A 21599-nucleotide genomic window follows, 5' to 3' on the forward strand; every position below is an offset into this window, starting at 1 on the left:
GCTATTCAAGCTGCATACGGACACCCTTCGCGCCGTTGAGCAGCCGCTTCAGGTGAAAGTTGGCCAGAGGATCTTCGGCATGCGCGCCGACAAGAGCCGCGAAGGCCGGCATTGCATTGCCATCACCGGCCTCAAGCTTGGCGAAAGCTTCGCCGTACTGCGATGTCGCCGGCGCACCAAAACTCGCCGCCGATAACGGCTCGTAGGCGCGCAACGGCTCGCTGCGCCCACGCAGCACGAGATCGCCGACCGGTCGTCCCGTGAAATTCTCCGCCGCGTTTGCAATTGTCGCGCTGACGCAGATCCGGGTGCCGAGCGCCTTGTTCGCCGCTTCAAGCCTCGCCGCCGTGTTGATGGCGTCGCCATAAGCAGTGTAGTCAAAGAAGCGGCCGCCTCCGAAATTGCCGACCAGCGCAGGACCGGCGTGAACGCCGATGCGGGTGGCGCCGAAATTCACGCCTCTCGCCCTCCATCGTTCGCGAAACGCCTCCGCCCATGCGTCGAGTTCCGCCGCGCAGGCGACTGCGCGCGTCGCATAATCGGGCTGGTCGCTGGGTGCATTGAACAGTACCTCGATCGCATCGCCGATCACCTTTGCCACGGTCCCCTCATGCGCGAAGACGACGTCGGTCATTCCGGCCACGTATTCGTTGAGCAGTTCGCCAAGGAGTTCGGGCGCGGCAGTCTCCACGAGCGAGGTGAAGCCGGTAATGTCGGTGAAGATGACCGCAACCTCGCGCCAGGTCACCTCCGTGCTGTCGCCGACGCTCGACGCAAGCCGCTTGGCGAGCTCGGGAGAGAAATAGCGGGAGAGCGAGGCATGGGCGCGCTCGGCTTCCGCCTGACGGCGACGTGTCTCGCGCAGCATCTCGATATGCCGCAGGGTCTTTTCGATCGTCGCTTCGAGATCGACGAAATCGATCGGCTTGGTCACGAAGTCGAATGCACCGCGATTCATCGCAGTGCGGATGTTGCTCATGTCGCCGTAAGCCGACACGATAATAGTCGATTTCTTGTCCTCGAATTCCTGCAGTTTGGCGAGCAGCGACAAGCCGTCCATTCGCGGCATGTTGATGTCGGAAACCACCAGGTCGACGTGCGGATGCGCTTCGAGCGACTGCAACGCCTCGAGCCCGTCACGCGCAAACATGAAGCTGACCAGACCCTCGCGAACCTGCCGCCGGAATTTCTGAAGGATCAGCGCTTCCAGATCCGGCTCGTCATCGACCACAAGGATGGTTGCAGTCATGCGGCTTGCTCGAGCCTGGCATCGATCTCCTGGCGCAGCGTTGCGAAGTCGATCGGTTTGGTCAGAAGGTCGGTTGCGCCGTTCTCGAGCGCCTTGCGCTTGGTGTCGGCATCGCCATAGGCCGTGATCATGATGACCGGCACCTCGGGCCGCATTTCCTTGACCTTCGGCAGCATTTCCAGCCCTGTCATGCCGGGCATGTTGATGTCGGACAGGATCAGGATCAGTGAATGCTCGGTGGGCGAGCCGACGCGCGCCAGCGCGTCCGACGCGGAACGGGCGAAGTCCATGACGAAACGCTGCGCGCGCAGGTCGCGGCGGAATTGCTGGCGGAACAACGCTTCCACGTCGGGCTCGTCATCGACAACCAGGACCAGAACACTCACGGCTATTCTTTCGATCTTTCTGCAAAATTGCTTGTTCGCGGCAACACGATGCGGAATTCGGTGAAATGGCCCGGCTGGGTATCCACGTCAATTGTGCCGCCATGCTGTTTCACGATGATGTCGTGGCTCATCGATAGGCCCAACCCGGTCCCTTCGCCGGCCGGCTTGCTGGTGAAGAAGGGGTTGAACATCTTTTCCTTTACCTCGGGCGGAATGCCGGTGCCGTTGTCGCGGATGCGGATTTCGACGCTTTCGCCGAGGTCTTTCGTGCTCGCCCGCAGCGTCGGCTCGAAGCCGGCCTCGCGGCCTTCCTTGTTGCGCTTGGTTATCGCGTAAAAACCATTCGAGACCAGATTAAGGATCACGCGGGTGATCTCCTGCGGGAACAGGTCGAGCTCGCCTGCGGCCGGATCGAAATCGCGCTCCAGCGTGACGTTGAAGCCAGGCTTCTCGGCGCGGGCGCCGTGATAGGCAAGATTGAGGCTCTCATCCACCAGTGCGTTGATATCGGACAGCCGGTGCTCGCCGCCACCCTCGCGCGAATGCAGGAGCATGTTCTTGATGATGGAATCAGCGCGCTTGCCGTGCTGCACGACTTTCTCAAGGTTGCCTCTCAAGAGCCCTGTCAGTTCGTCGACTTCTGAGCGGATCTTGTCGGCGAGTTCGGTGGGCTTGAGGACGTCGTTCAACTCCTCGGTCAATTCGGCTGAAAGAGCGGCGAAATTGTTGACGAAGTTGAGTGGGTTCTTGATCTCATGGGCGATGCCCGCGGTGAGCTGACCAAGCGAAGCCAGTTTTTCGGTCTGCACCAGGCGGTCCTGCGCGGCGCGGAGGTCTTCAAGCGATTTTGACAGCTCATGCGTTCTGGCCTGCACCTCCTCGAACAGGTGGACATTGCCGATGGCGATCACCGCCTGATCGGCAAAGGTTTGCAGCAAGGCGATCTGCTTATCGCTGAATGGCTCTACCTCCTGGCGGCGAAGCGTGAGCGCTCCCAGGCTTTCGCCCTCACGCAGCAGGGGGACGCTCAGGACGGTGCGGACGCCGTCCCCGCCGGTGTGATGCGACAGTTCCCGGCTGCCGGCGAAGTCGTTCGCTTGTTCCGAAAAGACGTCAGTCACGTGGACTGTGGCCTGATCCAGGAAAGCCCGGCCGGCCGCCCAGTCGCGGCCAACCGGCCATTTCTCGACATTGATCTCGATCGGGCCGTGATGCGCCCTGAAGCGCAGATCGTCGCCGTCTCTGAGCTGCACGACCGCATCGCTGGCCGCGCACAGCTCGCAGGCGCTTTCGACGATAGACTGCAGAACCGGATCGAGGTCCGTCGGTGAGGAGGCGATCACCTTCAGGATGTTGGCACTGCCGGTCTGGTAGGTGAGGGCTTCGGAGAGGTCGCGGGTCTTGGCCTGCACCTCGTCGAACAGGCGGACATTCTTGATCGCGATCACGGCCTGGTCGGCGAACATCTGCAGCAAGCGGGTGTGTTGTTCGCCGAACGGGCCGGGCGCGACGCGGGTGACGGTGATGATGCCGACGGCCTCACCGTCATTCATCAGCGGCGCGAACAGCATGCTGCGATAGCCGCGGGCCCGCGCAATGTCGCGCGCCGCCAGCTCGAGTTCGGTATCAGTTAGTTCTGCCGGCGCGCCCTTCCGCGTCAGTTGGTAGGGCGGAAACTTCTCCAGCGGGATCGGGAAGGCAGATTGCAATGCGGAATCGCCGGCCGTGTCGGTCGGTGTGAAGGCGGCCAGATGAATCTTGCCATCGGTGTAGCGGAACACAGCGGCTGAAAAGCCGCCGACCAGGCGGTTGGCGCTGTCGGCAATGGCGTCGAACACCGGCTGCACGTCGGAGGGCGAGGAGGCGATGACTTTCAGGATGTCGGCAGTGGCGGTCTGTCGTTCCAGCGCTTCCTTCGTCTCGTTGAACAGGCGGACGTTCTCGATCGCGATCACGGCCTGGTCGGCGAAGGTCTGCAGCAACTGGACGTGATGCGGCGCGAACGCGCCGGGCTCGGCGCGGGTGACGCTGATGATGCCAACCGGCGCACCCTGGTTCATCAGCGGCGTGAACAGCACGCTGCGAAAGCCGCGCAGCCGCGCCAACTCCTTGTTGGCGGTGGGCACGTGATCGGCCTCGGTGTCCGGGAACTGGATCGTTTCCCCGTTGCGGACCAGCGCAAATGTGGGGAATTCGGCCAGCGGCCGCGGAAATGACGATTGCAGCACTTCGTCGGCTTTGGGATCAGTCGGCGTGTAGGCCACAAGATGCAGCTCGTCGCCGATGAAACGCAGCACTGTGGTCGAGAAGGCGCCGAGTAACGCCTTGGCGCTCGCTGCGATCGCCTCGAACACGGGCTGTACGTCCGAAGGCGAACCGGCAATGACCTTCAGGATCTCGGCGGTCGCGGTCTGCCGTTCCAGCGCCTCGCGGGTTTCGTTGAACAGCCGAGCATTCTGGATCGCGATCACAGCCTGATCAGCGAATGTCTGGACGATCGCGAGCTGCCCCTCCGAAAACCGGAAACCGGATTGCGGATGGCTGAAGATGATCGTGCCGATGCCTTGCTCCTGATCGATCAGCGGCACGTAGATGATGGATCGAAAGCCGCTCGCGGCTGCGGCTTTGCGCGTGAACTCCGGCGTGTCGGGGGCAGCCACATCGGGAATTTCGATGATGTGACGTTCAAGAATCGCGCGGGCGGAAGGTACACGATCCGGATCGAATGGAATCGGATAGATGGCGCGTGTGCGCTCGACGTCAAAGCCAGTGACCGAAGCAGCCGTTGCACTCCAGTGCAGCCTATCGTCTTTCAGGGTCGTAATCGTTGCAGAGCATGGCTCAAACAGCTTGGCCGCGCTGCTGACGATCGCTTCGAACACCGGCTGCACGTCCGACGGTGAGCTGGCGATGACCTTCAGAATATTGGAGGTCGCACTCTGGCGCTCGTGCGCCAGGCCCAATTCGCGTCGCAGATTCGCATTCTCGATTTCGAGCTCAGCCTGGAGCGCCTTCGCCCCGTCGCGCTCGGCGCGAGCGGATTCGAGGTGCGACTCCATCTCGGTGATGGCTGATCCCAGCTCATCGATCGCGACCGACATGTCCTCGGGAAGCGTCGCCATTCCAACGATCCATTGCGTTCAGGCGCGGGCAGGGCCAATTGGGCCGTCTCGCCGCGGTTCCAGTCGGATTATTTCATCCCGGAAGCGTCAGAGCCAGCGCTCATGGGGGTCCTGGAGCAGCCTTTTGTCGCGCGGTCGCTCGTCTCACGTCACCTCGATCGCGTCAGGAAGCGCGTGATCGCGCTTCCGAGTCTGGCGTTTTCCAGCGGCTCGGCAAGCGAGGCCTTTGCGGCTGCGACGAGGCTGTCAGGTGCATGGCCTTTGGCATGCGCCATCTCGCAGCAGGCCAGCGCGTAGCCAACGGAGAATTCCGGGTGTGGCTGCACCGAGAGTGTGCCGCCGCCGGCGTAGAGCAGGCCTGCATGCGGCGTGAAATCCGAGGACAGGATGGTCCTGGCGCCGGCCGGTAGCGTGATGACCTGATCCTGGTGCGAGGCGGCGAGCGCGATGCGCGTGCCGTCGATCAGGCCATTAGCAGGCACGACGTCGTAGACGTGCCGCCCGAGGCCCCAGCCTTTGTCCGATTTGCGCACCGTGCCGCCCAGCGCCTGCGCGATCAGTTGATGGCCGAAGCAGACGCCGACCATCGGCACCTGCCTGTCGTGGGCGGTGCGCACGAAATCCTCGAGCGGCGCGATCCAGTCAAAGGGATCGTAGACGCCCACCGGGGAGCCGGTGATGAGGATCGCTTCCAGCCCTTCGACATCCGGCAACGGCTCGCCGGCAGTAATGCCGACGGTATCGAACGTGACGGTGGCGTCGGCAGCACCGATCATCTGCTCGAACATCTGCGGATACGATCCGTGGAGCTCGCGATTTTTGGGGCTGACGAGCCCGGTTTCGATGATGGTGACACGCGGCATTCGGTGTGTTCGTCTGTTCAGGTCCCCGGCCTCGACACCTCGGTCTCCTTGCTGGTGATGAATTCCAGCAGCACCGGAACGCCTTCCTGCGTCTTTGCAATCCCGCGTTTGATGGCAGGGATGATGTCTTCGGGTTTCGTCACCCGCTCGCCATAGCCGCCGAAGGCGCGCGCCATCGCGGCGTAATCGCCGGAAATGTCGGTGGAGCGGTATTTCTCGGTCGAGATCGGCATCACCTTCAACTCGATCGCCATCGAGAAATTGTTCAACAGGATCGACATGATCGGGATGCGTTCGCGCACCGCGGTCTCGAAATCCATGCCGGTGAAGCCGATGGCGGCGTCGCCCCAGACATTGATGCAGAGCTTGTCGGGTTTTGCGAGCTTGGCGCCCATGGCAAGGCCAAGGCCGTAGCCAAGCTGCGTGGTCTTGCCCCAGCCGATATAGGAGAGCGGCTCGACTGATTTCCAGAACGGGGACAACTGGTCGCGCGGACTGCCGGCATCGTGGGTGATGATGGTGTTGTGGATGTCGACGGTATGCTGCAGGTCCCATAGCACGCGGTAGGGGTTCAGCGGCGCGTCGTTATGGGTCAGCTTCGGCATCCATTTCGCTAGCCACTCCTTGTGGGAAGCGGCAATCTCGGCGGCGACCGCCGTCGCATCGCGATCCGATGTGACGGTCTTGCCGATCTCTTCCAGCAAGGCATCGAGAACGAGGCCGGCGTCGCCGACCAGCCCGACCTTGGCCTCGACATCCTTGTTGAGATGGTTGGGATCAAGCGTGGAATGAATGATGGTCTTGCCCTTCGGCATGGCGATGCCGAAAGACGTCTCGGTGAACGAGCAGCCGATGCCGAAGATCACGTCGGCGTCGCCCAAAAATTTCGGCACCGCGCGCGGCACGGCGAGGCCGCCTGATCCCAGCGACAATGGATGCGTTTCCGGAAATGACGACTTGCCGCCAAGGCTGGTCGTGACGGGAATCGCGAGGCGCTCGGCCAGCCGTTTGAGTTGCGGCCACGCCTTGGCGTAGTGCACGCCCTGGCCGGCATAGATCACCGGCCGCTTCGCCGCGACGAGGAGGGCCGCCGCTTCCTTCACATGGACCGGGTCGGCGCCGTAGCGGGTGCGCAGCACCGGCGTGTAGTTCAGGGGTTCCGGTACGTCCTCGTTCCACATGTCGGCGGGGATTTCGACGATCACCGGCCCGCCGCGGCCGTTCTTCAGTTTGGTGAATGCCCTGCGAAAGATGTTGCAGACTTCCGCCGCGATGTTGATCGGCTCGGACGATTTCGAGAACGCCTTCATCGCCTGGCTGGAGTTGAAATTCGGGTCGATATTGGCAAGCCGGCGCGCATAGCCCATCGGCAGCACCAGCACGGGAACGGATTCGCCGTAGCATTGCGCCACGCCGCCCATCGCGTTCTCGGCGCCGGGGCCGTGCTGCATGCAGAATGCGCCGATCGATTGCCCTGAGGTGACGCGGGAGATCGCGTCCGCCATGTGCACGCCGATGCGTTCCTGGCGCACCATCACCGGGCGGATGTCGGCATTGGCGGCATATTCGATGAGGTGATTGACCGGATAGCCGCAGAGGATCTCGATTCCCTCCCGCTTCATGATTTCTGCGATGGCGGCGCCGAGCTTCATGACGGTCTCCCCCCTTGATTGGCAGGCCGGTTTGTCCGGCCGCTTTGCAACAGTAGGAACAGGATTTTCCAGCCCGGTAAAGCGATGGCGGCGCGTGCGCGCGGAAGTGCTGATATGCGTTTTGTAACTTGGTGCCACGACCGGCCGTCCACGGGGTGAGAATATTGTTTCCGTGAGCGCGGGCTGTCTGAATGAAAAGTTTCGCCTGACACGTCGCTCGACCTGCCGCGTTGCGAAAACATCACAGCCGCCGGCCAAGTGAGACGGCATCACGTCCTTGTCATTCCCGGTAAGGATTTTTGGATTACCTGTGCCGCATGCAACTGCATGAATCGCAGGACAGGAGAATTTAAATGATTACGGCGCGTTCACTCATTCTCGGCTCGGCGGCGGGTCTGATGGCCCTGAGCAGCGCACAGGCGGCCGACCTTCCGGTCAAGGCCAAGGCGGTCGAATATGTGCGGATCTGCTCGCTTTACGGCGCCGGCTTCTTCTTCATCCCCGGCACCGACACCTGCATCAAGATCGGCGGTTATCTGCGCGCGGACGTCACATTCAACGGTGGCGCCCACGGCGCGCCGGCCTGGAATGGCGATCTCGGTCAGCAAAATCGCTACCGCGACTATTTCCTGGGCCGCTCCCGCATGGCGCTGACGGTCGATACCCGCACCGCGACCGAATACGGCGTGGTCCGCACCTTCGGCCAGGGTGACTTCCAGTTCCAGAACTTCGGATCGACCAACCCCGGAAGTTTCGCCACCACCGGCACGAGCCTCAACAGCGCTCTGCTTTCCACGGCGGGCGGCGGCTATGTGGCGGTCGAGTACCTCTTCATCCAGTTCGCCGGCTTCACCTTCGGTAAGTCCTCGTCGGCCTATTCGACGCCCTGGAACGGTTTCCCGGGCAACATCAACTCGAGCCTGTTGGGCGGCAACAACACCGACACCGGCGTCAACAACATCCAGTACACCGCCCAGTTCGGCAACGGCGTTTCGGCCTCGATCGGTCTCGACGATCCCACCGTGTGGAACCGCACCGCCGTCTACAACCTCGGCATCCCGTCTGCGATCGGCGCCAACGGCACCGGTTCGAACGTCTATGCCGGCATGCATTCGCCCGACATCGTCGGCAACATCCGGGTCGACCAGGCTTGGGGTCTGTTCCAGTTGTCGGCCGCGGCCCACGAGGTTAGCGGAACCTACAACACGCTGGCCGCCGGCGGCGTCCCGAACAACCTTTCCGAGATCAGCGGCCACCCCGAGAGCAAGTGGGGCGGCTCGGTGATGGCGGCGTTGCAGATCAAGAACCTGCCGACCGGCGCCGGCGACGATATCAAGTTCGACGTATCCTATGCCAAGGGCACGACCAAGAACGTAATCGCCACCAGTGGCACCTCACCGAATTTTGCGATGTTCGGCAGCAGCGGCTTCGGCTACCAGAGCGTCGGTTTCGGCGCGACCACCGACGGCGTCTATATGCCGGGCGCAGGCGGTACCGGCGGAATCGTCCTGACGACGGCCTGGGGCGTCCGCGGCGCGTTCAATCACAACTGGAGCCCCTACTGGTCGACCAGCCTGTTCGGCAGCTACTCCGCGGTCCGCTATGACGGCGGCACCAATGACAATCTGCTCGGCGCCGGCACCACGACGGCCAAGGGGGCTTATTGCGCCGCCTTCGCTGCCAGCCATTCGGGACAGGCGCTGAACGGAAACAATGCGGGCAACTACACCTGCAACCCCGACTTCAATGTGTCGCAGCTTGGCATCGTCACCCGCTGGACCCCGGTCAAGAACCTGACGTTCTCGGGCGAAGTGCAGTGGTTCCATCTCGACCAGAAGATGTCGGGTTCGTCGGTGTTCACGGCGACCGCTCCGAAGCCGAACGCGCTCTACGAGTTCAAGAATCAGGACACCGTCCTGCTCCAGCTCCGCGCCCAGCGTAACTTCTAAGAACGACCTTGCGGACCGGGCCATTGCCCGGTCCGTTTGTTCAGCGCCGCGGCAGGGTGGGGTAGTTACCTCGCTGCGCTGCGGCGGTTGAGCATTGCAGCCACCAGGCCGAGTATCTGGTCCAGGATGGGGTACGTCGCGGCCGGGGATAGTTCGGCGACGCGCTGTTCCTCGGTCTCCTCATGCAGGAGCCCGATGTAATTCTTTCCCGTTTCGCGCTTCTGCGCCGCCATGTGCGTTCACTCCGCCGGACGCCGATCGGGCGACCATGGACGGGCGACGGACAATCGATGGTAAATTTTCCGTACCGTACGATTCCGGGGGCACGGATTTCCTCGTCTGCCCTAATCAATCGTTCATTCTGTTCCTCAAGGCCTCTTCAACGGTTCCGATCTACAGTTTAACCAGTATGGCGCGGGAGGCCTCCGGGGAGCGTCGACAGGAGTTTTTTATGCGTCGATTACTTGCACGATTTGTCGATGATGAGCGGGGTGCTACCGCCATCGAGTATTGTCTCATTGCGGCCGGTGTCAGCATCGTGATCGTCACCGCTGTCAACGGCGTCGGCAGCGCGCTCAGCACGAAATTCACCGACGTCGGCACCTCGATCAAGTAGGCGGCGCGGGCCCCATGGCCGCGATGGAATCCCGCGGCTAGCCTTCTTTCCCGTCCGCATTGAGCGCGCGCATCATCGCGATCCGCGCGAACATCAGCCAGCCGCCGCCGGTCTCGGCCGCGTTGATCAGGTTTTCCACCGCGACTTGCCAATGCGTCTCGTGCTGCACTTTTTCCGGCAATGACATGACGTAGTCGGCGGCCTGCTGCAGCGTCGCCAGCCTGCCTCCGCCGCGAAGCGATATCGGATCATCGAATGGGGTCGACCACGGCATCGCGCGCTAGGTGATGCTATTGCGCTCCTTCGGTCATCCGGCCTTCTTGGTACGGGCGGCGGTACGTACCGGCTTCTCCGCCTTCTTCGGCGCTTCCTTGACCGTTTCCTTGGCCGTCTCCCTGGCGGCACGCTTGCCGCCGCCGCTGATCGGCAACAGCATCTCGCGCTGGCCGGCAGCCGCCTTCTTCGGCTTCTTGCCCTTGCTCTTGGCGGGGGCAGGGGACGCCTGCTTTTCGCTGGCGAGGCTGCGCTTGAGCGCGTCCATCAGGTTGATGACGTTGCCGGTGGTCTTCGGCGCCGCCTTGGCCTTGGTGCTCAGGCCGTTGCGCTTCTGGTTGATCAGGTCGATCAGCGCTTGCTCGTAGCGGTCCTCGAACTGCTCGGGCTCGAATGAGGCCGATTTCTGCTCGACGATATGCTTCGCCAGATCAAGCATATCCTTGGTGATCTTCACGTCCTGGATATCCTCGAAATATTCCTTCTCGCCGCGGACCTCATAGGGGTAGCGCAGCAGCGTTCCCATCAAGCCCTTGTCGAGCGGCTCCAGCGCGATGATGTGCTCGCGATTGGTCAGCACCACGCGGCCGATCGCGACCTTGTCCATGCTGCGGATGGTTTCGCGGATCACCGCAAATGCATCGTGGCCGACCTTGCCGTCCGGCACGAGATAATAGGGACGGATAACATAGCGGCTGTCGATATCGGTCCGCGGCACGAACTCGTCGATCTCGATGGTGCGGGTCGATTCCAATGCGATGTCGTCGAGCTCGTCCTTCGACACCTCGATATAGGTGTCGGTGTCGACCTTGTAGCCCTTCATGATGTCGTCGTTGGCGACTTCCTCGCCGGTCTCGGCGTCGACCTTGGCGTATTTGATGCGATGGCCGGTCTTGCGGTTGATCTGGTTGAACGAAACCTTCTCGGTATCCGACGTCGCCGGATAGAGGGCGACCGGGCAGGTCACGAGCGAGAGGCGCAGAAAACCCTTCCAATTGGCGCGGGGGGCCATGGGCTACTCCGAAAAACGCAACAGACAACCGCCGAGGATACCATCGGATCATCTCGTCTCAAATATGCCGGAGCGGGGAATCGCGGAACGGCGTTAACCGTTGGACCGCCTGTTCTGCCGCCGGCCTGCCTTTTGCACGCTGCCATCGGGCACGGCGAGGTCCGGAACATCATCTCCGATCAAGCGTTGTTTTAACGGCCGGTGTCGAAGCATTCGCTGGCAGTTACAGGCACTTACTCGAAGAGGTCACCATGGCAACGCAACGACATGGCCAGATCATCGAAACCCCGACCGAGGCGCGCCAGGCCGAACCCGGACCGTCGGTGCTCGCGCTGCTGTCCGTTTCGACCGGGCTCGCGATTCTCATCCTGGGCATCGTCTGGTTCGTATTCTTCCGCACGTAAGGGCTGAAACTGCCTCGCCTTTTTGCGAGATGTCGGCGCGAGCAGTCTGCCGGGCGCTTGGGGCATTCGATTGGGTATGTTAGGCGTTCGGCCTGCGGTTTTGCGGGCGCGCTCCCGGCTGCGAAGGTCGTATAACGAAAAAGTAACATTGCCCGGTGCCCCCGTTCATGGCCCGTTCACGCCGGTTAGCCTCATCTTGAGGTCTGATATCGTAGGGCTCATTTTTGGAGGGCAACTTGCGCCTGCTTGTTGTTGAGGACGATCCGGATCTCAACCGTCAGCTTACGACGGCTTTGACGGATGCCGGTTATGTGGTCGACCGCGCGTTCGACGGCGAGGAGGGGCACTATCTCGGCGACAGCGAGCCCTACGACGCCGTGGTGCTCGACATCGGCCTGCCCAAGATGGACGGCATCTCGGTGCTGGAGGCGTGGCGCCGCAACGGCCGCGGGATGCCGGTGTTGATCCTTACCGCCCGCGACCGCTGGAGCGACAAGGTGCAGGGCTTCGACGCCGGCGCCGACGATTACGTCGCAAAACCGTTCCACCTCGAGGAAGTGCTGGCGCGCATTCGCGCGCTGCTGCGCCGCTCCACCGGGCATGCGCAGTCGGAACTGACCTGCGGTCCGGTGTCACTGGATACGCGCACCGGCCGCGTCAGCGTCTCCGGCAACCCGATCAAGATGACCTCGCATGAGTACCGGCTGCTGGCCTACCTGATGCATCACACTGGGCGCGTAGTGTCGCGCACCGAACTGGTCGAGCATCTCTACGACCAGGACTTCGACCGTGACTCCAACACCATCGAGGTGTTCGTCGGCCGCATCCGCAAGAAGCTCGATGTCGACATCATCCAGACCGTGCGCGGGCTCGGCTATCTCCTGACGCCGCCATCACCCGGCGCCTGATGAGCCTTGCTCTTTTATTCGAGCATGATCTTATCCGAAAGCAGGCCCCGATCCGCCGGATCGGAGCCTTAGGATATGCTCTTCGGGATCTTGATCTGATGCGCGGAAGCTCGCTCGCCACGCGGTTGTTCCTGTCGGCGACCGCGTGGGTGGTCGTGATTCTGGTCATAACCGGCGTGATCCTGTCGTCGGTCTATCGCAACGCGACGGAGCGGGCCTTCGACCGCCGTATCAACCTCTATCTCCGCACCCTGATCGCCGAAGTCGCGACCCCGGACGAGCCGCCGGACCACCAGTTCCAGTCGCTCGGCGAGCCGCTGTTCGAGCTGCCGCTGTCCGGCTGGTACTGGCAGATCGTCCGCACCGACGAGAAGGCCGAGACGAAAGCGTCGCGTTCGCTGTGGGACAAGAAGCTGCCGAAGCTCGAGGACATCGGCGCGGATCTCACCCCCGCCGGGATCCGTCTCGGCTATATCGACGGGCCCGAGGGCCAGAGTCTGCGGGTCGTCGAGCGGCCGGTCGATCTCGGCGCCGACGGCAAATATCTGGTCAGCGTGGCGGGCGACGCCTCCGAGATTTTCGACGAGATCCGCGCCTTCGACTATTACCTCGGCGGCACCTTCGCAGCGCTCGGCATCGTGCTGCTGCTCACCACGATCTTCCAGGTCCGTTTCGGTCTGGCGCCGCTCAAGCGGATTTCGGAATCGATCGCCGACATCCGTTCCGGCCGCGCCGAACGGCTGGAAGGCGAGTTTCCCGTCGAGATCGCGCCGCTGGCGCGCGAGACCAACGCACTGATCGATGCCAACCGCGAGATCGTCGAACGCGCGCGCACCCATGTCGGCAATCTCGCCCACGCCATCAAGACGCCGCTCTCCGTCATCGTCAACGAGGCCGCAGCCCATGCGGTAGATCCCTTTGCCAGCAAGGTGTTGGAGCAGGCCGATGTGATGCGGGATCAGGTCGCCCATCATCTCGAGCGCGCACGTATCGCCGCGCGCGTCACCATCGTCGGCACCGTTACCGAGGTCGCGCCCGCCATCGAGGCGCTGCGACGGACCATGGAAAAGATCCATCGCGATCGCGGCATCACCATCTCGGTCAGGGCCGACCCGCATGCGAAGTTCCGTGGCGAACGCCAGGATCTTGAGGAGATGGCCGGCAACCTGGTCGACAATGCCTGCAAATGGGCAGCCTCGCAGGTCTTCATCGAGGTGCGGGCGGAGGCGGCGGCCGGGACGGGGCCGCGGCTGCGGCTCATCGTCGATGACGATGGCCGCGGATTGTCCGCCGCTGAGCGCGCTCAAGTCTCCCGGCGCGGCCAGCGGCTGGACGAATCCAAGCCGGGTTCCGGGCTCGGGCTTTCGATCGTGATCGATCTCGCCGGCCTTTATGGTGGCAGCCTTGTTTTGGGTGACGCCCCGATCGGCGGACTTCGGGCGGAATTGGTGCTGCCGGGGATTTGAGTGTCCGGCGGTGACCTTGGGTTGAGGGTGGTACCCGGCAACGCCCCGAGGGAGATTTCGTTATTCCTAAACGCCTTCTTAACGCGCACACTTCTAAGATCAGGGCGGACGCGCTTTGCCGTCCGTATGACACACGCATATTCACACCAGGCGCATGAGCCAGACATCCACCGAGCGGCTGAGGGAATATCTTGCCCAGCTCCCGCCCCAGGCGCAGGCGCTGCTAATGCGCGAGTTCGAGCGCGCCATCGAACGCGGTGAGGACGTCGCTGTCGCCAACTTCGTGCTCGAGCAATTGCGCAAGGTCGTCCGTGGAACCGAGAACGATGACGACGACGAGGCGCGGCCGCGGACCGACGACCCGGCACGGCTGTTGTTCCGTCCGCTTGAGCCGTTTCTGGTCGAGAGCAACTTTCCGATGCGCGCCGGGCAGATTCGGCGCACTTCGCTGACCCCGGTCTGGCAGTGGCTCGGCCGCGATGGCGCGCCCGAGGCCGCATCGGCCTTCGAGGCTGCGCTCGCCGCGATCAGGCAGAGCGGCTCGACCGCCGGTCTGGAAGCTGCCACCCGCAAGTTTCAACTCGCCGCGGCCGAAGCGATTGTCCAGGTCGCAACCCCGGTGCAGGGCGACGACCGGCAGCGCGCGCTTTCCCGGATCGGTCCGCCGAACGTCGTCGAGGATCTGCTGTCGATCGGTGCGGTGCTGCGCGCCCGTGAGGCGATCGATACGCTCGGCAGCCGGCTTCCCGGCCAGATTCGGGCACTGACGCCCTCCCAACTCGAGATGGTGACGGCGGCGCTCAACGTCCCCTCGCTGCAGACGCCGTCATTGCTGCCGTTCGCGCTGTCGCTGATCATGCAGCGGCTGGCGGCACCGTGGCAGATCATCCGTCTCGCGATCAAAATGGCGGCCTCCGATGACGAGATTCGGGTGGCTGCCACGCCCTACGGCATCGCCGTCACGATCGCGCTGCACGATCTATCGTTCCTCACGGCCTGCCTGCGCACCGACATCAGGCGCAGCCAATTCGACAATGTCGGCGAGCAACTGAAAGTCCTGCATGATGGCGTGCGGGGCCTGCGCACCGAACTCGATTTGCGCAACGATTCCGCGTGGGGCCGCCAGCTTACGTCGATCCGCGCCGAAATTTCCAATTCGCTGCAGTCGGAGATCGAGAGCGTGCCCGGCCGGGTCCGCCGCATCCTGCGGCAGCGCGCCGACAAGGATATCGCCTCGGCGCCGAAGATCGACGCCTCGGAGGTCGAGGAGATCGCCGCCCTGATCGACTTCGTGGCGGTGTGCCGCACCTATGCGAGCGAACTCGCCATCAACGAGGTCACGTTGCGGACCTATTCCGACCTGCAGCATTATGTCGAGCATTCCACCGAGAGCCTGGTGCAGACGCTGCGCGGCGGCGATACCAAGGCGCGCGCTTACCGGCACATGCAGACCAAGGCAGCGATCCGCTTCTGCGAAATCCTGTTCGGCCATGACTATGCGTCGCTGATGAACCGGGCGGCCGAAAATGCCATGACCGGCGAGCGCAAGGCGAGCAAGGCCGGGTAGAGGGTTTCTCGCTCGCCGTTTCGATCCTATCGCCTCACGCCTTGCGTCGATCCTTGGCGTCGCGAAGAAATTCGGCGAAGGCCTTGAGGGTCACATCGGAAACATGATGTTCGATGCCCTCGGCATCGCCTTCGGCGGCTTCCTGGGGAACCCCGAGCGCCAACAGGACATCAACCACCAGACGGTGACGCGTGCGGACTCGCTTGGCGAGCGCCTCGCCCTTTTCGGTCAGGAATACCCCGCGATAGGGGCGCGCCGTCACCAGATCTTCGCGCTTCAATCGCGCAATGGTGTCGATCGCCGTCGGATGCGAGACGCCCAGCCTGCGGGCGATGTCGGTTGGACGCGCCTCGCCGGTCGTTCCGAGCAGGTCGGAGATCAGCTCGACGTAATCTTCCAGAACCGCCGTCGACCGCGCCGATCGCGCCTTGCCAAAGCGGCGCGCCTGCGTCTGCTCCGCGGGCAGTGGCTGCATCGGTTTGGCCCGATCTGTCGAGGGCTTGCGCACCACTGCACACCTTCCAGGCGAATCCATCCAGACGAGGCGCGACCATGGCGTGGTGCCGACCACATTGCAAGTTGGCGGCTTGTCGCCGATCTGCAACAGCCCGTCGCTGGTATTTGCGAGTCGTTCGCAGCATCTTGACAGTTAATGCCTCAGCATTAATATGTAGCCTAACCTACGTTTTTACGTCGCGGCATTATTTGAGGCTGTTTGCTGAAGCGCGATCGGTTGGGGATGGATATGCGCGCGACGCGAATGGCCCTTTTGGGCACATCGGCACTGGCCGTAGTTTGTTTGAGCGACAGCGCGGCGCTGCCGCAAACGGCAGCGCCCGCGCCGCCGGCACCGCAGGTTGCGCCGGCAGCCGAACCATCCGCGCCGGCTGCGGAATCGCCGCCGCCGCAAACCCCGCCTGCGCCGGCCACGGCGGCCGCTCCACCAACGACGTCGAATGCCCCGACGGAAGTCGACATGCCGCAAGTGACGGTGGAGGGGCGTCAGCCCAAGCCGGCACGTCGGGCCGCGCGCAGCGAGCCCGGCCGGGCTTCAAGAACCGTCGCGGCGCCACCGCCAGGCCCTCCGCCAGCTGCCGCGCAGACGTCACCCTTCAATCCGCCATTTGCCCCGCTGTCGACGCTCGGGAGCAACCAGATCCAGACCGGGACCAGCAATGGCGGGTTCGGCAGCCTGTTCACCAACATGCCCGGCGCGACGTCTGCGGGCCTTGCCACGGAATCGTCGCGCCCCGTTCTGCGCGGCCTGACGGACGCGAAGGTTCGCATCCAGGAAAACGGCGTCGGTGCGGTCGACGTGTCCGACATCGCTCAGGACCACGCGGTGCCGATCGACCCTCTCGCCATCCAGAAGGTCGACGTCGTTCGCGGACCGGGTGCGCTCCGCTTCGGCTCGCAGGCCGTCGGCGGCGTCGTCGATGTCAACAACAACCGGATTCCGACCGCTGCACCGCTCGGGGGAGTGGCCGCCGAACTGAGGTCCGGCGTGACCAGCGTCAACCGGGGGTGGGAGAGCGGGCTCTTGCTGGATGCCGGCGGCCGCAACGCCGCCGTGCATGCCGATATCTACGGACGATCCTCCAGCGATTACAGCATCCCGAGCTATCCCTATCTCGTTCCGCCGGTCCCTGCGCCCGCCTTCAACGGCAAGCAGCCGAATTCGGCCTCGAAGAGCGCTGGTGCGGCCGTCGGCGGGTCCTGGCTTTTCGACGGCGGCTATGCCGGCATTGCGGTCTCGCGCTTCACCAGCGACTACTACGTTCCCGGTATCGCGACCGCGGACGCGCGCCAGCACAACGACCTCGAGCAAACCAAGATCAGCTCCAAGGGCGAGTACCGTCCTGACGCGAGCGCGCTGGCGGCCGTCAGGTACTGGACCGGATATTCGGAATACCGGCACGACGAGACGGTACTCGCCACGACCGGATTCCAGGAGATCACCGCCACCTTCAAGAACAAGCAGACCGAGGGCAAGCTCGAGTTCGAACTCGCGCCGTTCGCCACGCCGCTAGGCGCGCTGACCAGCATTGTCGGCGCGCAGGGCGCCTATCAGCAACTGGATACGGCGGGCCAGGCGATCCTGCTTCCGGCCCAAACGAGGACGGCAGCTGCGTACTTCCTCAATGAAGTCAGGCACACCGATACGCTTCGCACGCAGTTGGCGGGCCGCATCGAGGGAGTCGATGTCGCGGGAACGGCGTTCACCTTCCCGCCGAACTTTCTCCCGCCGCCGAATGAGCCGGGCAGGGCTGCTGCCAAGCTCGACTTCATGCCGAAGAGCATCAGTTTCGGCATCATCAAGGACCTTCCATCCTCACTGGTCGGCAGTCTGACGCTGCAGCGGATCGAGCGTGCGCCGCGCGCCCTCGAACTGTTCGCGCAAGGCCCCGACGGTTCGGAGAAGACGTTCAAAATTGGCAACGCGAACCTCGGAATTGAGACAGCGAACACGGCGGAGATCGGACTGAAGCGCGTCGACGGCGATTTCAGGTTCGCCGCAAATGCCTACTACACGTCGTATGACAAGTTCATTTTCTCGCGCGCCACCGGCATCCTTTGCCAGGAAACCTTTGCGTCATGCGGAACCGGCACCGATTACATCCAGGTCAATTACGATCAGCGCGACGCCACTTTCCGTGGCGGCGAACTGGCCTGGCAATGGGACGCGGCGCAACTCGCCAACGGCACGTTCGGTGTTGACGGCCAATATGACGTGGTGCGGGCGACGTTCGCCGACGGCAGCAACGTACCGCGCATTCCCCCGATGCGGCTCGGCGGCGGCGTCTACTGGCGCAACGACAACTGGTTTGTACGCGCAGGCTGGCTGCACGCATTTGCGCAGAACGACATTCCACAGTTCGACACGACGACTCCCGGATATGATTTGGTCAAGCTGCAGATCGAACATCGGAAGTTCTGGAAGGACTCGCCGTGGGGCGCCGTCGAGGTCACGACCGGGCTGATCGGTGACAATCTGCTCAACGCCAACATTCGTAACTCCGTTCAATTCCACAAGGATGAGATCCTGCAGCCCGGGCGGGGCTTCAAGCTGTTCCTCAATGTCAAATACGGCGTCGACCGGCCGAGTGGACCTCCGGGCACCTGGATCGGGACGGCAAAACGGACGGCCGGCAACGGCTTCTACAAGAGCCCTGCGCTTGATGCCGGCTGGAATTGGGCGGGCATCTATGCCGGCAGCAATGTCGGATATCTGAGGGGCGAGGGCGTCACCAACGCGGCCTTCAACGACGCCGCCACAGGTCTTTCGCTTGCCGGAGCCCGCCTGTCGTCCACGCAGAACACCGCGAGCTTTGGCTTCCAGTCCGGCTACAACTGGACATCGGGCCGGATTCTGGCCGGCATCGAGGGAGATTTCGAGTATCGCAATCAGCACGGAAGTAGCGCTGCCACATGCCCCGGCAACATCTGCAACGCGGCACTGGCTCCGCTCGACGCAACCGTGAGGGCAGATCTGGACTATCGTTTGGGATGGGTCGCATCGGTTCGAGGCCGGGTCGGAACGCTCGTGACGCCGGACCTGCTCGCCTACGCCACCGCAGGTGTTCCATTCGGCAGGATCACGACGTCGACTTCCGTCGCAGGCTTCGATAACGCGGGTGTCGCGACGACGGCGTCCCTGGATCGGCACCTGTATCGGGTGGGCTGGACCGTGGGCGGCGGCGTCGAGAGACGGTTGACGGGGAACTGGACCGCAAAGCTCGAATATCTGCACATGGATTTCGGTTCGGTGCGTTCGACGCCGCCGGTACTAGCCAATGCCACGGTGGCGTTCGACGCCAACACCCGCGTGACCAGCGATGCCGTCAGGGTCGGGGTGAACTACAAATTCGGCGGAACGATCGTCACGGACTGATCGTCGCAGCGAAGCCCGCTAAAGCGTGATGACTTTTCTTCGAATCGTCATCCCGCTTGAGCTCTTTATTTGAGCATGATCTCCGCGCAAACGCGTTCGCGGTTGTCGCGAGGCTACACTCTTTTCCGGATCATGCTCTGGCAGACGATCAGTCCGGTCCGGCTCGCCAGCCGTCTATTTGACGGTGAAACGGATCGGCTGCCTCACGACGACGAGTTCGCCGGGGAACGCTGCGGGCGGCGCCGGGAAGGGTTGCGCGCGCTTGAGAAGCGCGAGGGCTTCCTCGTCAAGGGCGCCCGATCCCGAACTTTGGGTTACGCGCGCGCTGACGACCATTCCCTTGCGATCAAGCGTGAACGACACTTGCGCCGTTCCCTGTTCGCGTCGCGACCGCGCGGCCTCCGGATATCGCTTGTTCTTTTCGACCAGCGCGAGGACCTGGGTGCGCCAGGTCACCACGGCCTCGGAATTCTTGTCGTTCGGCACGCCCTGGGTCGGCGCCACGGCGACCGGGGCGATCCGCTCGTTGATCGCCGGCGGTGCCGATGTCGTGGCGGCCGCGGCTTGCTGCTGCGGCGTCACGTCCGGCTGCGGCTTGGTCTGCAGCGCCACGGCGGCGTCCGGATTGGGAGCGGGCGGCAATTCGGGTGTTTCGTCGGGCGGCGTTTCCGCAGGCTTCGCCACCGGCTGCGCCTCCGACATCACCTGTTCCGGACCGGGCGCAATGTCGCTCGGCGTGGTCGCCGGAGCTGCGGCCAGCGGCGCCAGATCGACCACGATCGCCCCCGAAGGTTCGGCGGCCACGGTATCGTCCGCGTAGCGCCAGGTGGCGAGGGTGGCGGTCAATCCGGCGTAGACGGACAGCACCGCGAGGCTGCTGAACATCCATCGTCGCAGGTCTGAACGATCTTCGGCCGCAAGCTGCATCATAGCGGGGAAGCTTGCTCCATGCCGACCAGCGCGACCTTCAGATAGCCGGCGGCGCGCAGCAGATTCATGACCTGCATCACCTCGCCATAGGGAACGAGCTTGTCGGCGCGCAGGAAAATACGGGTATCCTTCTGGCCGCTGGTGCTCGCATCGAGCACGCCGGGCAGGGCGCCACGGCCGACGGTTTCGTTGCCGACGGAAAGCGAGAGGTCCGGCTTCACGGTCAGATAGACCGGCTTGTCCGGCCGAGGCTGCGGCTGCGCGTTCGAGGCTGGAAGGTCGACGGCGATATCGACGGTCGCGAGCGGTGCTGCGACCATGAAGATGATGAGCAGAACGAGGATAACGTCGATGAACGGCGTCACGTTGATTTCATGGACCTCGGAGAGGTCGCCATTGCCCTGGTTCAGACTGGCGGCCATGGCTGCTACTCCGCGGCCGCGAGATGCCGCCGCACGAGCAGGGCGCCGCTGTCGAGGTCGCGTCCGACCAGCCGGGTGATTTCCGCCGATCCGTCGCCGAGCAGCGCACGGTATGAGGTGATCTGGCGCGCGAACAGGTTGTAGATCACGACCGCAGGGATCGCCGCCACCAGCCCGAGCGCCGTCGCCAGCAGCGCCTCGGCGATTCCCGGCGCGACCACGGCGAGGTTGGTGGTTTGCGATTTCGAGATCCCGATAAAGCTGTTCATGATTCCCCAGACCGTTCCGAACAGCCCGACGAACGGGCCGGTCGATCCGATGGTCGCAAGCACGCCGGTGCCGAGGGCGACCCGCCGGCTTGCCGCCGCTTCGATCTGTTGCAGCCGGGAGGCGATCCTCACCTTGATGCCTTCCTTGTCCATTCGATCGGTGCTCAGCCTGAGCTCGGTCACCGCGCCCTCGATCAACTGGGCAACCGTGCCTTCGGGGATCTGCCGCACGGCGTCATCGACGCTGCGGGCGTTGGCGAGGGCGCGCAGGGCGACGCGGGTCTGTCGCCGCGCCCTGATCAGTTCGATGGTCTTCGAGAGCCACACCGTCCATGTCACCGCCGTCGCGAACAGCAGGCCGACCATCACCGCTTTGACGACGATGTCGGCCTGCATGAACATGCCCCAGGGGCTGAGATCCCGGGGGAGCACTGCGGCTGCGACCGCGGTCCGTTCCGTCGCGTGGTCGGCCGCGGCCGGAAAGCACAGCAGCAACAGCGGAAATGAGAGAAGCGGAGCGCCGCGACGAAGGTCGCGTCGAAATGCATTCCAGGCTCGCATCGGTTACCTCTGAGGGGGAATTAATGCCTTTACCTCATTTTGTAGCATTGCCTACGTC

General features: G+C 63.5%; 19 protein-coding genes. 7 read left to right on the forward strand and 12 right to left on the reverse strand.

What is annotated here, in order from left to right:
* Position 1: 1 nt before the first annotated feature.
* From LMTR21_RS11595 to LMTR21_RS11615, 5 genes are all read right to left on the reverse strand, one after another.
* Positions 2–1249, reverse strand: a complete 1248-nt coding sequence (locus LMTR21_RS11595) for an adenylate/guanylate cyclase domain-containing protein (RefSeq protein WP_065756863.1) — start codon at positions 1247–1249, stop codon at positions 2–4.
* Entirely contained in the window at positions 1246–1635 is a 390-nt protein-coding gene (locus tag LMTR21_RS11600) for a response regulator (protein WP_065756864.1), read from the reverse strand. Before LMTR21_RS11600 ends, LMTR21_RS11595 begins: the two co-directional genes overlap by 4 nt.
* Positions 1636–1637: 2 nt before the next feature.
* Positions 1638–4757, reverse strand: coding sequence for a GAF domain-containing sensor histidine kinase (locus tag LMTR21_RS11605; RefSeq protein ID WP_246175436.1), 3120 nt, complete (start codon positions 4755–4757; stop codon positions 1638–1640).
* A 149-nt stretch (positions 4758–4906) separates the two neighbouring features.
* Positions 4907–5620: a type 1 glutamine amidotransferase gene (locus LMTR21_RS11610; protein WP_065756865.1), complete on the reverse strand. Its 714-nt coding sequence runs from the start codon at positions 5618–5620 to the stop codon at positions 4907–4909.
* 17 nt (positions 5621–5637) lie between these two features.
* Positions 5638–7272 (reverse strand): thiamine pyrophosphate-requiring protein, encoded by a 1635-nt coding sequence (locus LMTR21_RS11615; RefSeq protein ID WP_065756866.1) that lies wholly within the window; start codon positions 7270–7272, stop codon positions 5638–5640.
* Positions 7273–7625: 353 nt separating this feature from the next.
* On the opposite strand from LMTR21_RS11615, the gene LMTR21_RS11620 reads away from it, so the two are divergent.
* Positions 7626–9221, forward strand: a complete 1596-nt coding sequence (locus LMTR21_RS11620; protein ID WP_065756867.1) for a porin — start codon at positions 7626–7628, stop codon at positions 9219–9221.
* 65 nt (positions 9222–9286) lie between these two features.
* Here LMTR21_RS11620 and LMTR21_RS39985 read toward each other — a convergent pair whose 3' ends face one another.
* The gene (locus LMTR21_RS39985; protein ID WP_187399340.1) at positions 9287–9454 is read right to left on the reverse strand and encodes a hypothetical protein; all 168 of its coding nucleotides are present in this window, start codon (positions 9452–9454) and stop codon (positions 9287–9289) included.
* A 218-nt stretch (positions 9455–9672) separates the two neighbouring features.
* On the opposite strand from LMTR21_RS39985, the gene LMTR21_RS11625 reads away from it, so the two are divergent.
* Positions 9673–9837: a Flp family type IVb pilin gene (locus LMTR21_RS11625; RefSeq protein WP_065756949.1), complete on the forward strand. Its 165-nt coding sequence runs from the start codon at positions 9673–9675 to the stop codon at positions 9835–9837.
* Positions 9838–9874: 37 nt separating this feature from the next.
* Here LMTR21_RS11625 and LMTR21_RS11630 read toward each other — a convergent pair whose 3' ends face one another.
* A complete protein-coding gene (locus tag LMTR21_RS11630; RefSeq protein ID WP_065756868.1) occupies positions 9875–10111 on the reverse strand; it encodes a hypothetical protein in 237 nt (78 codons plus the stop codon).
* 33 nt (positions 10112–10144) lie between these two features.
* Positions 10145–11122, reverse strand: a complete 978-nt coding sequence (gene ku / locus LMTR21_RS11635; RefSeq protein ID WP_065756869.1) for a non-homologous end joining protein Ku — start codon at positions 11120–11122, stop codon at positions 10145–10147.
* A gap of 251 nt (positions 11123–11373) precedes the next feature.
* Between ku and LMTR21_RS39990 the strand changes: the two genes are divergently transcribed.
* From LMTR21_RS39990 to LMTR21_RS11650, 4 genes are all read left to right on the forward strand, one after another.
* On the forward strand, positions 11374–11526 hold the full coding sequence (locus tag LMTR21_RS39990; RefSeq protein ID WP_187399341.1) for a hypothetical protein: 153 nt from the start codon (positions 11374–11376) through the stop codon (positions 11524–11526).
* Positions 11527–11762: 236 nt separating this feature from the next.
* The gene (locus LMTR21_RS11640; RefSeq protein WP_057835187.1) at positions 11763–12434 is read left to right on the forward strand and encodes a response regulator transcription factor; all 672 of its coding nucleotides are present in this window, start codon (positions 11763–11765) and stop codon (positions 12432–12434) included.
* 98 nt (positions 12435–12532) lie between these two features.
* Complete coding sequence (locus tag LMTR21_RS11645) at positions 12533–13900, forward strand: sensor histidine kinase (RefSeq protein WP_065756870.1); 1368 nt, start codon at positions 12533–12535, stop codon at positions 13898–13900.
* 154 nt (positions 13901–14054) lie between these two features.
* A complete protein-coding gene (locus LMTR21_RS11650; RefSeq protein ID WP_065756871.1) occupies positions 14055–15467 on the forward strand; it encodes a hypothetical protein in 1413 nt (470 codons plus the stop codon).
* Positions 15468–15501: 34 nt separating this feature from the next.
* Here LMTR21_RS11650 and mntR read toward each other — a convergent pair whose 3' ends face one another.
* Positions 15502–15942, reverse strand: coding sequence for a manganese-binding transcriptional regulator MntR (mntR, locus tag LMTR21_RS11655; protein WP_065756950.1), 441 nt, complete (start codon positions 15940–15942; stop codon positions 15502–15504).
* 270 nt (positions 15943–16212) lie between these two features.
* Here mntR and LMTR21_RS11660 point away from each other — a divergent pair, with 270 nt between their 5' ends.
* Positions 16213–19359: a TonB-dependent receptor domain-containing protein gene (locus LMTR21_RS11660; RefSeq protein WP_148635960.1), complete on the forward strand. Its 3147-nt coding sequence runs from the start codon at positions 16213–16215 to the stop codon at positions 19357–19359.
* A 174-nt stretch (positions 19360–19533) separates the two neighbouring features.
* On the opposite strand, the gene LMTR21_RS11665 is transcribed toward LMTR21_RS11660, so the two are convergent.
* Genes LMTR21_RS11665 through exbB form a run of 3 tightly spaced genes read right to left on the reverse strand, consistent with a single transcriptional unit; the run spans position 19534 to position 21541 of the window.
* Positions 19534–20244 (reverse strand): energy transducer TonB, encoded by a 711-nt coding sequence (locus LMTR21_RS11665; RefSeq protein ID WP_187399342.1) that lies wholly within the window; start codon positions 20242–20244, stop codon positions 19534–19536.
* Between the two features lie 41 nt (positions 20245–20285).
* Positions 20286–20711 (reverse strand): TonB system transport protein ExbD, encoded by a 426-nt coding sequence (exbD, locus tag LMTR21_RS11670; RefSeq protein ID WP_065756874.1) that lies wholly within the window; start codon positions 20709–20711, stop codon positions 20286–20288.
* Between the two features lie 5 nt (positions 20712–20716).
* Positions 20717–21541, reverse strand: a complete 825-nt coding sequence (gene exbB / locus LMTR21_RS11675) for a tonB-system energizer ExbB (protein WP_084031049.1) — start codon at positions 21539–21541, stop codon at positions 20717–20719.
* Positions 21542–21599 lie beyond the last annotated feature (58 nt).

The sequence above is a fragment of the Bradyrhizobium paxllaeri genome (assembly GCF_001693515.2).
Classification (GTDB): Bacteria; Pseudomonadota; Alphaproteobacteria; order Rhizobiales; family Xanthobacteraceae; genus Bradyrhizobium; species Bradyrhizobium paxllaeri.